The sequence below is a fragment of the Bradyrhizobium sp. AT1 genome (assembly GCF_001590795.1).
Classification (GTDB): Bacteria; Pseudomonadota; Alphaproteobacteria; order Rhizobiales; family Xanthobacteraceae; genus Bradyrhizobium.
Map to the genome: position 1 here is coordinate 4,865,324 of NZ_JXDL01000001.1, position 10,291 is coordinate 4,875,614.

At 66.1% G+C, this 10,291-nt stretch carries 11 protein-coding genes; 6 read left to right on the top strand and 5 right to left on the bottom strand.

Annotation, left to right across the window (positions count from 1 at the left end):
• Positions 1-107: 107 nt before the first annotated feature.
• From ccmB to SE92_RS22560, 4 genes are all read left to right on the top strand, one after another.
• A complete protein-coding gene (ccmB, locus tag SE92_RS22545) occupies positions 108-776 on the top strand; it encodes a heme exporter protein CcmB (protein ID WP_063198473.1) in 669 nt (222 codons plus the stop codon).
• A gap of 106 nt (positions 777-882) precedes the next feature.
• Entirely contained in the window at positions 883-1,677 is a 795-nt protein-coding gene (locus tag SE92_RS22550) for a heme ABC transporter permease (RefSeq protein ID WP_063198474.1), read from the top strand.
• Positions 1,674-1,856 (top strand): heme exporter protein CcmD, encoded by a 183-nt coding sequence (gene ccmD / locus SE92_RS22555; protein ID WP_084251877.1) that lies wholly within the window; start codon positions 1,674-1,676, stop codon positions 1,854-1,856. Before SE92_RS22550 ends, ccmD begins: the two co-directional genes overlap by 4 nt.
• A complete protein-coding gene (locus SE92_RS22560) occupies positions 1,853-2,446 on the top strand; it encodes a DsbE family thiol:disulfide interchange protein (protein WP_063198478.1) in 594 nt (197 codons plus the stop codon). Before ccmD ends, SE92_RS22560 begins: the two co-directional genes overlap by 4 nt.
• Positions 2,447-2,483: 37 nt before the next feature.
• Here SE92_RS22560 and SE92_RS22565 read toward each other — a convergent pair whose 3' ends face one another.
• The 3 genes from SE92_RS22565 to ftsY form a co-directional block, all read right to left on the bottom strand.
• Entirely contained in the window at positions 2,484-3,680 is a 1,197-nt protein-coding gene (locus SE92_RS22565; protein WP_157095625.1) for a hypothetical protein, read from the bottom strand.
• A gap of 216 nt (positions 3,681-3,896) precedes the next feature.
• The gene (locus SE92_RS22570) at positions 3,897-4,499 is read right to left on the bottom strand and encodes a septation protein A (RefSeq protein ID WP_063198481.1); all 603 of its coding nucleotides are present in this window, start codon (positions 4,497-4,499) and stop codon (positions 3,897-3,899) included.
• Positions 4,500-4,501: 2 nt separating this feature from the next.
• Positions 4,502-5,449, bottom strand: a complete 948-nt coding sequence (ftsY, locus tag SE92_RS22575; RefSeq protein WP_063198483.1) for a signal recognition particle-docking protein FtsY — start codon at positions 5,447-5,449, stop codon at positions 4,502-4,504.
• A 60-nt stretch (positions 5,450-5,509) separates the two neighbouring features.
• On the opposite strand from ftsY, the gene SE92_RS22580 reads away from it, so the two are divergent.
• A complete protein-coding gene (locus SE92_RS22580; protein WP_063198484.1) occupies positions 5,510-6,211 on the top strand; it encodes an RluA family pseudouridine synthase in 702 nt (233 codons plus the stop codon).
• Between the two features lie 272 nt (positions 6,212-6,483).
• Positions 6,484-7,593, top strand: a complete 1,110-nt coding sequence (locus tag SE92_RS22585; protein ID WP_063198485.1) for a DUF2336 domain-containing protein — start codon at positions 6,484-6,486, stop codon at positions 7,591-7,593.
• A gap of 195 nt (positions 7,594-7,788) precedes the next feature.
• Here the strand turns inward: SE92_RS22585 and mtaB are convergent, their stop codons facing one another.
• Positions 7,789-9,042 carry a tRNA (N(6)-L-threonylcarbamoyladenosine(37)-C(2))-methylthiotransferase MtaB gene (gene mtaB, locus SE92_RS22590; protein ID WP_063198487.1) on the bottom strand — a complete coding sequence of 418 codons (1,254 nt, stop codon included), beginning with the start codon at positions 9,040-9,042 and terminating at the stop codon, positions 7,789-7,791.
• Positions 9,042-9,917: a diaminopimelate epimerase gene (gene dapF / locus SE92_RS22595; protein ID WP_063198489.1), complete on the bottom strand. Its 876-nt coding sequence runs from the start codon at positions 9,915-9,917 to the stop codon at positions 9,042-9,044. Before dapF ends, mtaB begins: the two co-directional genes overlap by 1 nt.
• Positions 9,918-10,291 lie beyond the last annotated feature (374 nt).

Here is a 10,291-nt window from a genome sequence, read left to right on the forward strand (position 1 = left end):
GCTCTCTCCACTGGGGGAGTCTTCGTTGTTGAGACACCCTCTCCCCAACCCTCCCCCGCAAGCGGGGGAGGGGGCGCACCGCCTTTGGGGCGCGATGGGAGGCTTCCATGACTGCCCTGTCCGCCCTCATTCGCCGGGACATCCGGATCGCGCTCCGCGTCGGCGGCGGGGCACTGATCGGCGTGCTGTTCTTCCTGACTGTCGTGGTCCTGATGCCGTTCGCGGTCGGGCCGGATCTGGCGCTGCTGTCGCGGCTGGGGCCGGCCATCCTGTGGCTCGGCGCGCTGCTGGCGAGCCTGCTCACGCTCGACCGGCTGTTCATGGCCGACCACGAGGACGGCTCGCTCGACCTGATCACGATGAGCCGGACGCCGCTGGAACTCGCCTGCGCCGCCAAGGCGCTGGCGCATTGGCTGGCGGCCGGCCTGCCGCTGATTGTCGCAACCCCCGTGCTCGGCCTCCTGCTCAACCTCGACATGGTCGCCACGGCCGCGGTGGCGCTGACGCTGCTGGCAGGGACCCCGGCGCTGACGTTTACCGGCATGATCGGCGCGGCGCTGGCGGTGACGCTGCACCGCGGCGGGCTGCTGATGGCGGTGCTGGTGCTGCCGCTGTCGATTCCCGTGCTGATCTTCGGGGTTGCGGCCTCGCAGGCCGTGATCGTCGGCCCCATGACCTTCGGCGCGCCGTTCTCGATCCTGTGCGCGCTGTCCCTGGTCAGCCTGGTGATCGGCCCCTTCGCAGCCGCAGCGAGCCTGCGGCATGGACTTGACTGAAATGGGCGCGATTGAGATGGGCTCGGCCGACCTTGACCCCGATCAACTTTCGCCCGGGACTTTCGTGCTGATTGCCTGAGCGGCCATCGATGATTATCAGGGTACCATGTCACTGATCGACCTCGCCAACCCGACCCGGTTCCTCGCGCTGACGGCGCGGGTCCTGCCGTGGCTCGCGGCCGCGACAATCATCCTCCTCGCGATCGGCCTCTACCAATCTGCCTACGCGCCGGACGATTATCAGCAGGGTGCGACCGTCAAGATCATGTTCATCCACGTGCCCAATGCCTGGCTGTCGATGTTCGTCTGGGGCGTGATGAGCATCGCCTCGCTGGGCACGCTGGTGTGGCGGCATCCGCTCGCCGACGTCGCCGCCAAGGCCGCAGCGCCGATCGGCGCCGCCTTCACTTTCCTCGCGCTGCTCACGGGCTCGCTGTGGGGCCGGCCGATGTGGGGCACCTATTGGGAGTGGGACGCGCGGCTGACCTCGGTGCTGATCCTGTTCCTGATGTATCTCGGCCTGATGGCGCTGTGGCGCGCGGTCGACGATCCCTCGCGCGCGGCGCGCGCCGCCGCGGTGCTGACCCTGGTCGGCGCGCTCAATCTGCCGATCATCAAATTCTCCGTCGACTGGTGGAACACGCTGCACCAGCCCGCCTCGGTGATGCGCATGGGCGGATCGGCCCTCGACAAATCCTTCCTGATTCCGCTGCTGGTGATGGCGATCGCCTTCACGCTGCTGTTCGTCACGCTGCATCTGGCGGCGATGCGCAACGAGATCCTGCGCCGCCGCGTCCGCTCGCTGCAGATGATGCAGGCGAGCCGTGTCGCGTTCTCGAACGAAACAGGCACCGGTTCGCGCGGACAAAACGCGTCGAACGAAGTCGGGGCCGCAGGATGATGTCGCTCGGACCTTATGCCTCCTTCATCGTGACGTCCTATGCCGCGGCGGCCGTCGTGGTCGCGATCCTGATCGGCTGGATCGCGCTCGACCATCGCAACCAGACGCAGCGCCTGCGCGAGCTGGACCGCAGCGGCGTCACCCGCCGCTCCGGCCGTAGCGCCATGGACGCGTCATGAGCGATCAATCGACCTCCGCACCGCCGCAGCGCCGCACTTTCCTGATGGTGCTGCCCCTGATCGCCTTCATCGGCCTTGCGCTGCTGTTCTGGTTCCGGCTCGGCAGCGGCGATATCTCGCGGATTCCGTCCGCACTGATCGGCCGCCCCGCGCCGCAGACGGTGCTGCCGCCGCTCGAGGGATTGCAGGCCGACAACGCGCCGGTGCCAGGGCTCGATCCCGCCGCCTTCAAGGGCAAGGTCAGTCTCGTCAATGTCTGGGCGTCCTGGTGCGTGCCTTGTCATGACGAAGCACCGCTCCTGACCGAGCTCGCCAAGGACAAGCGCTTCCAGCTGGTCGGCATCAATTACAAGGACGCCGCCGACAATGCGCGCCGCTTCCTCGGGCGCTACGGCAACCCGTTCGGCCACGTCGGCGTGGATGCCAACGGCCGCGCTTCGATCGAATGGGGCGTTTATGGTGTGCCGGAGACCTTCGTCGTCGGACGCGAAGGCACCATCGTCTACAAGCTGGTCGGCCCGATCACGCCACAGAACCTCAAGACGGTGCTGATGCCGGAGCTGGAGAAGGCGCTCAAGGCAGGAAGCTGACCAGCGGCGCTGGACAAGCTAACGCCGCGGACTGAACTCACGGCACATTGTCGCGACGATCGGTCGTATCCGCGTGGCCTGCGAGCAGGCCGGCCACGACGTCCCAGCTCTTCTCGAAGATATGTCCGACCTTGTGGCCGAAGGAATGGCCCGGGCGCAACCGCGGCGATTCCAGAATGTGCGTCAGGTGCCGGTGATCGCCCGGAATGCTGCTGATCTCCGCGTTGACGGCAGCCTGGACGGCCGCCATCAGCCCATCCAGGCGCTGGGCCCAACCGGACCGTTGAAGCTCGATCTGCGTTCGCAGCGCCTGCTCGATCCGGTAGATCTCGCCGACGATCTCCTTGGCCCGCACCGGGCGGTTGTTCCTGAGCGCAAACAGCAAGAGGAGATGCTTCTCCTCGATCTGATCGAGCACCATCGAAACCGCCATCGCGAAAGGGCCCTCCGCGATCCGCGCGGCCGCCCGGTCGGCGGCCGGAGCGGTCGCGACCGACAGCAGCTCCCAAGGGGATTCCAGACGCTTTGAGAGGATCGTGAGCGCGAACGGCAAGGCATCGACGCGCCTGGCCTTGAGCGTGCTCAACAGGCCGAGGGCCCTGTCGAGGCCGGCGCTTTCAAGCCGGGCAATCTTCGGCGCAAGCGCACGGCCGAAATCCTCCAGCTCCCGCCGCATGTCGAGATAGCGCAGCATTTTCTTGAGGTCGTCGAATGTCGCATGCGAGCTGGTATAGGCCATCAGCCCGTCGCGAATGCCGGCTGCGCCGTCAGTAGAACCAAGCTGGCCGTTGAGAGAGGTCAGCACCTTCTTCTGAAACGCCTGGGCCATCTGCCGCGCCTCGGGCTGCTTGTCGGCAGAGATGGCCTTCGTCGCGTTGGCGACGTAGTCGGCGGCCATGCTGCGCAGCAATTGCTCGGTCACGAGGCTCCAGATCGGCGCAAGCGATCCACGGGCGATCTGGCCGCTATTGGCGCGCTCCGGGGCGCTATCCACCAGAACCGGCTCGATCGGCTCGAAGAAGTAGCGCGAGGGATTTCCGACGCGATAGTGATTCTGGCCCGTGTTGCGAAACTCGGCACGCAGCGCCGCGATCAGGGGCTCTGAATGCGGAATGTCCTCACCGAGGAGATGCAGCCGTTCCAGTTCGGCAAGCAGACGGCGCCGAACCTGCGGAGCGAGCTGCCGGAGGTACTGAATCAGGTGTTCAGCGGCGTGGTCCTGTTTTGCGCTCACCACCGGGCCCTCCGGCGTGCGATCCTCTCTCTTCACGACCAGAGGCTATCGCCTGCGACCGTTCCGACAAGGTCGAGAGCTGAAGAATCTCAGCTTGCGGTTACAGAGCGATGAAGAAACCCGTCGGATGGGTCGCACGATCCGATCCGCCGCGCCGCGTGCAGTGCACGCCAGCGTGAATAGGCGTCGCCGTTCGGCCGGTGTGGGCGGAGCTGCCTATCCCTTCCGGACATCTCCCGCTTCGGCCTCGCTCGCCTCCAGCGACACCGGCTCGAGGTGATAGCGCTTGGTCAGCGGCATCTGGGCGATGGCGAAGATCATCGTGATCGGCGTGACGCCGAACACCTTGAAGTTCACCCAGAAGTCCGTGCTCTGCGTGCGCCAGACGATCTCGTTCAGCACCGCCATGCCGGCGAAGAACAGCGCCCAGCGCAGCGTAAGGATGCGCCAGCCCTGCGGCGTCAGATTGAACATCTGGTCGAACATCACGGCGATGAAGGAGCGGCCGAACAACAGGCCGCCGCCGAGGATCGCGGCAAACAGGCCATAGATGATGGTCGGCTTGAGCTTGATGAAGGTCTCGTCGTGCAGCACCAGCGTCAGCGTGCCGAACACCAGCACGACCACGCCCGTCACGATCGCCATGATCGGGATGTGGCGCGTCACCACGTAGGACGCCACCATCGCCGCCACGATCGCGACCATGAAGGCGCCGGTGGCCGCGAACAGATTGAACTTCGCGTTGACGAAGAAGAACACGAGTAGCGGACCGAGCTCGGTCGCGAGCTTGAACAGCGGATGCGGCTGGGTCTTGTCCATCTCTAGCTTTCGATTCCGGCGATGGCGCGGGCGAAGTCGCGCGCGGTGAACGGCGCGAGATCGTCGACGCCTTCGCCGACGCCGATGAAATGCACCGGCAGTTTGAATTTTTCCGCGAGCGCCACCAGGATGCCGCCGCGCGCTGTGCCGTCGAGCTTGGTCATCACGAGGCCGGTGACCCCGGCAGTGCGATGGAACGCCTCGACCTGCGACAGCGCATTCTGGCCGACGGTGGCGTCGAGCACCAGCAGCACGGCATGCGGCGCAGTGTCATCCACCTTGCGGATCACGCGCACAACCTTTTCGAGCTCGTTCATCAGCTCGGCCTTGTTCTGCAAGCGGCCGGCCGTGTCGATCAAGAGCACGTCGATGCCCTGCTCCTTCGCCGCGGTGAGCGCGTTGAAGGCGAGGCTCGCCGAATCCGAGCCTTGCGCCCCAGCGATGACGGGCGTCTTGGTGCGCTCGCCCCACACCTTGAGCTGCTCGATCGCTGCCGCGCGAAACGTATCGCCGGCGGCCAGCATCACCTTGCGGCCTTCGGAGGCGAATTTCTGCGACAGCTTGCCGATCGTGGTGGTCTTGCCGGAGCCGTTGACCCCGACCACGAGAATGACGAACGGCTTCTTCGCCGCGTCGATCACGAGCGGCTTTGCCACCGGCGACAACACCTTCTCGACCTCGGTCGCGACGACGTCCTTGACCTCGTCCGCCGAGATCGCCTTGTCGTAGCGGCCGGTGCCGACCGCGTCCGCGATCCGGACCGCGACGGACGTGCCGAGGTCGGCGCGCAGCAGCACGTCCTCGATGTCGTCGAGCATGGCGCGGTCCAGCTTGCGCTTGGTCACGAGGTCGGCGACCGCGGTCCCGAGCGAGGACGAGGTGCGCTTCAGCCCGTTGGACAGGCGGCGCCACCAGCTCAACTTGGGGGGATCTGACGTGGTATCGTTCATGGTGGCGGTGTGTTAGCCGTTCCGGCTTCCAAACGAAAGACTTGACCGAAAGTCCTGCAATTGCTCGATGTTCCCCAATTGTCCGCCGACGAGATCCTGGCCCGCGTGCTCCATCGCGACGGCTTGATGCTGATCATCGACAAGCCGGCCGGCCTGCCGGTGCATCGTGGTCCCAAGGGCGGCGCCAATCTGGAGGATTCCTTCCAGGCGCTGTGCTTCGGCCTGCCGCGGCCGCCGGTGTTGGCCCACCGGCTCGACAAGGACACCTCCGGCTGCCTCGTTCTCGGCCGCCATCGCAAGGCGACCGCCTCGCTCGGCCTGCTCTTCAAGCACGGCAAGATCGGCAAGACCTATTGGACCGTGGTCGAGGGCGGCCCCACTGAGGACGAAGGCACCATCGACATGCCGCTCGGCCGGCTCAATGCCGAGCGCGGCTGGTGGCAGAAGCCCGACCCCGAAGGCCAGAAGGCGATCACCAACTGGAAAGTGATGGGCCGCGGCGACGGTTTCACCTGGCTCGCCATGGAACCGGTGACCGGGCGGACCCATCAATTGCGCGTGCATTCCTCCGCGACCGGCTGGCCGATCTTCGGCGATAACATTTACGGCAACGGCCCGCGCTTCGGCGAGCCGAAGCTGCACCTGCACTCCCGCGAGATCGTGGTGCCGATCTCCCGCAACAAGGACCCGGTCCGCGTCGTGGCGCCGGCCCCGCCCCATATGCACGAGAAGCTGAGGGCCTGCGGCTGGAACGGGGAATAGGTGCCGCTGTCGTTCACCTCTCCCGCTAGCGGGAGAGGTCGGATCGCGAAGCGATCCGGGTGAGGGCTTTGTCCTCTTGGGGACTATCCCGTTGCGGAGACACCCCTCTCCCCAGCCCTCCCCCGCAAGCGGGGGAGGGAGCGCACTGCATTCGCGGCGGAAGCTCGCCAAGCCCTCCGCCCATGGTTTACGAAACCTTCAGTCCTCGTCCCTCATGATGACGGTTGCTTAGAACAAGCTTCCGTCATTTCGCTCAGGACGAGCAACGCGTCATGTCTACGGCCGGGCTATCGATCATCGACGAGGTCGAATCCGCAATTCGCACCGGCTCGCCGGAAAAGGGCCTGGCAACCGCCCGCCGCGTCACCGACCTCTTCCTTGCCTCCGCCGGCAGTTTCGACGACGAGCAGATCGCGCTGTTCGACGAGGTGCTCGATCGCCTGATCGGCACCATCGAGCTCCGTGCGCTGGCCGACATGGGCTCGCGGATCGCGCTCGCCGAGATCAGCGCGCAATTGGCGCCGGTCGCGCAGGCGCCGCCCTCCGTGATCCGCCGCCTCGCCAGCAATGACGAGATCCGCATTGCCGGGCCCGTGCTGCAGGAATCCGCCCGCCTCGACGACGGCGAGCTGGTGAAGATCGCCTCAGCTAAGGGCGAGCCGCATCTGCTCGCGATGGCCGGCCGCTGGTGGCTGAAGGAGATCGTCACCGACGCTTTGCTGGCGCGCCGCTATCCCAGCGTCAGCCGCAAGCTCGCCGCCAATCCAGGCGCGCGCGTCTCCGGAAACGGCTTTGCCGTCATGGTCGCCCAGGCCGAGGCGGATCCCGAGCTTGCCGTCAGCGTCGGCGTCCGCGTCGACCTGCCGTCGGAGCTGCGCCGCCAATTGCTGCGCTCGGCAACCGACGTCGTGCGCAGCCGCCTGTTGTCGCGCGCGCCGCCGCATCTGTTCGAGGAGATCCAGAGCGCGATCTCCGCCATCGCCGTCGGCGTCGAGCGCGAGATGTCGGGCGTTCGCGACTTCGAAGGCGCCAAACGAGCGATCGCCATGCTCAAGGCCACCGGCCAGCTCAACGAGGCAGCGTTGTTCGGCTTCGCCAAGCAGCGTCGCTATGAGGAAACCGCCGCAGCGCTGGCGGCGCTGTCCGGATCGACCGTCGAAGTGATTCGCCCGCTGATGCAGAGCCTGCGCGACGACGGCCTCCTGGTGCCGTGCAAGGCAGCGCAGCTCAGCTGGGAAACCACCACCGCCGTGCTCGAAAGCCGTTTTGCGACCGGCGCCATGAAGCCGGCGGATCTCGCAAGGGCGCAAGGGCATTACGCGCACATGACGCCGGAGAATGCAAAGCGGACGCTGCGGTTCTGGCAGGTCAGGGCGTCGTAAGGGCGCGTTGCTTTGAGCACAACTGCATCCCACCCCCGGTGTCGTCCCTGCGCACGCAGGGACCCATAACCACAGGGAGCAGTTTGACGACGACTAGTCGCTCAGTACTTCGATCATCCACACACGATAGATCGCGCGGTATGGGTCCCTGCGTGCGCAGGGACGACAAGCGCGGTGTGCCTTGCCGCCGCCCGACTACACAGTCAGCCGCTCGCCATCACTGCCGGTAATCGTCCGCGGTACGACGCTTCCCACGCGCTCGCCCGCAATCGCCACCGGGAGATAGTGCTCCGTGCGGCCCTGCGCCTCACTCTCGATCAACACCTCGCGCGTCTTGCCCACCTCGGCTTGTAGCCGCTGGCGCAAGGCCGCTTCACCCGCCGCACGCAGCCGCTTCGCGCGCTCCTTGATCGCACCGCCCGCCACCTGCGGCATCTTTGCGGCCGGCGTGCCGGGGCGTGGCGAATAGGGGAAGACATGCAGGAACGTCAGGCCGCATTCGTCGACGAGATCGAGCGAGCGCGAGAACATCTCCTCGCTCTCGGTCGGAAAGCCCGCGATGATGTCGGCGCCGAAGACGATATCCGGACGCAGCCGGCGGACCTGGTCGCAGAAGGTGATCGCATCCTGCCGCGAATGCCGCCGCTTCATGCGCTTCAAAATCATGTCGTCGCCCGATTGCAGCGACAGATGCAGATGCGGCATCAGCCGCGCATCATCGGCGATGGCCTCGAGCAGATCGTCGTCCGCCTCGATCGAATCGATCGAGGAGATGCGCAGTCGCTTCAGCTCCGGCACGTGACGCAAGATCTGCCTGGTCAACAGGCCGAGCTTCGGTGCGCCGGGCAGATCAGCGCCGTAGCTGGTGAGGTCGACACCGGTCAGCACGATCTCGGCATGGCCGCGCTCGGCAAGGTTGCGCACCTGCTCGACCACCGCGCCCATCGGCACCGAACGCGAATTGCCGCGGCCATAGGGGATGATGCAGAAGGTGCAGCGGTGATCGCAGCCGTTCTGCACCTGCACGAACACGCGCGGCAGGCCGCTCGCATAGCCGTCGATGAGATGCGGCGCCATCTCCTTCACGGCCATGATGTCGCTGACGGCGATTTTTTCGCTGGCGCCAAGATCGAAAGCGCTGCGCGTCTCCTGCCACGCAGACGCGCGCATCTTGTCGTCATTGCCGACGATTCGATCGACCTCGGCCATGTCGGCGAACATGCCGCTTTGCGTCTGCGCCGCGCAGCCGGTGACAACGATGCGCGCCGAGGGGCGCTCGCGCTTCAATTTGCGGATCGATTGCCGCGCCTGCGCCACCGCTTCGTTGGTGACGGCACAGCTGTTGATGACGATGGTATCGACGAGGCCGGCGCCTTCCGCCTCGCGGCGGATCACCTCGGCCTCGAAAGCATTGAGGCGGCAGCCGAAGGTGACGATGTCGACGGCCATCAGGCGGCCGGCGCGAACAGCGCCGGATCGAATCGGCCCTCATATTCGAAGGTCGCGGTGCCCGTCATCAGCACGTGGTCGTCGCGCTCGCGCCATTCGATGCCGAGCTTGCCGCCGGGCAGCGTGATCTCGACATTGCGCTCGGCCCGCTTCAGGCGCGCGGCGGCGACGGCCGTGGCGCAGGCGGCCGAACCGCAGGCCCGGGTCAGGCCGGCACCGCGCTCCCAGGTGCGGATGGTGATGTGCTCGGGATCGACGATATGGGCGAGCGTGATGTTGGCGCGCTCCGGGAAGATCGGATGGTTTTCCAGCAGCGGACCGAAGCGTTCGAGATCGTAGGCATTGACGTCGTCGACCCAGAAGATCGCATGCGGATTGCCCATGCTCACCACGGACGGCGAATGCAGGATCGGATTGTCGATCGGCCCGATCTGCAATTCGATGTAGCGGGTGTCGCGGAACTCTTCCGCCAGCGGAATGTCCTGCCAGCCGAACTTCGGCGCGCCCATGTCGACGGTGTAGAGATCGGGCGCCGGGCCCTGCCAGGCATTGAGCAAGCCGGCCGCGGTCTCGAACGTCGCAGCGGTCTGCCCGTTCTTCTCGAAGATGCGGCGGACCACGCAGCGCATGCCATTACCGCAGGCGCCGGCTTCCGAGCCGTCATTGTTGTAGATGCTGATGAAGGCCTCGGTGCCGTCGAGGCGCGGCTTCTGCAACACCATGAGCTGGTCGTAGGCCACGCCGCCATTGGCGGACGCCACCGCGCGGGCGTCGTCCGGCGTCACCTTGCCTGCGGAATCGCGCATGTCGACAACGACGATCTCGTTGCCGATGCCGTTCATCTTGGCAAATGCGTGATTGGCCAGCGCGCTCATGAAAATTCCCGAATTTCGCCTGTCTTATATGGCGATCCTTGCCGGCTTGGCCAGTGTTTTGCCGGCGGTCGCCAGAGGTCGGCCAAGAGATCTGCCATGACGCATCTGTCATGGGACGAATTCCGCGCTCGCGTGTTAGAACGGCGCGTTCGCGCGGACCGGGGCGCGGCCGGGCGCAAAGACGGATTTAGGCCTTGGTGGCTAAGGCCTTGGGGAGAATAAAATGTTCAGGTTTCGTCGTCTCGCTCTGGCCGCGCTGATCCCGGCAGCGGCCTTGTCGTTTGGCCTGCCCGGCTCTCTGGCGCAAACGCCGAGCCCGGCAACCGCAAGCCCGGCACCGGCGGCCTCGGCAAGCCCCTCGCCGGCCCCATCGG

Bases quoted from the DNA above. Each gene is read 5' to 3' on its own strand.
- SE92_RS22570 (WP_063198481.1), bottom strand. From the start codon at position 4,499: ATGGACAAGACCCAGCCGCATCCGCTGTTCAAGCTCGCGACCGAGCTC.
- ccmB (WP_063198473.1), top strand. From the start codon at position 108: ATGACTGCCCTGTCCGCCCTCATTCGCCGGGACATCCGGATCGCGCTC.
- ccmD (WP_084251877.1), top strand. From the start codon at position 1,674: ATGATGTCGCTCGGACCTTATGCCTCCTTCATCGTGACGTCCTATGCC.
- SE92_RS22560 (WP_063198478.1), top strand. From the start codon at position 1,853: ATGAGCGATCAATCGACCTCCGCACCGCCGCAGCGCCGCACTTTCCTG.
- SE92_RS22585 (WP_063198485.1), top strand. From the start codon at position 6,484: ATGTCTACGGCCGGGCTATCGATCATCGACGAGGTCGAATCCGCAATT.
- dapF (WP_063198489.1), bottom strand. From the start codon at position 9,917: ATGAGCGCGCTGGCCAATCACGCATTTGCCAAGATGAACGGCATCGGC.
- SE92_RS22550 (WP_063198474.1), top strand. From the start codon at position 883: ATGTCACTGATCGACCTCGCCAACCCGACCCGGTTCCTCGCGCTGACG.
- ftsY (WP_063198483.1), bottom strand. From the start codon at position 5,449: ATGAACGATACCACGTCAGATCCCCCCAAGTTGAGCTGGTGGCGCCGC.
- mtaB (WP_063198487.1), bottom strand. From the start codon at position 9,042: ATGGCCGTCGACATCGTCACCTTCGGCTGCCGCCTCAATGCTTTCGAG.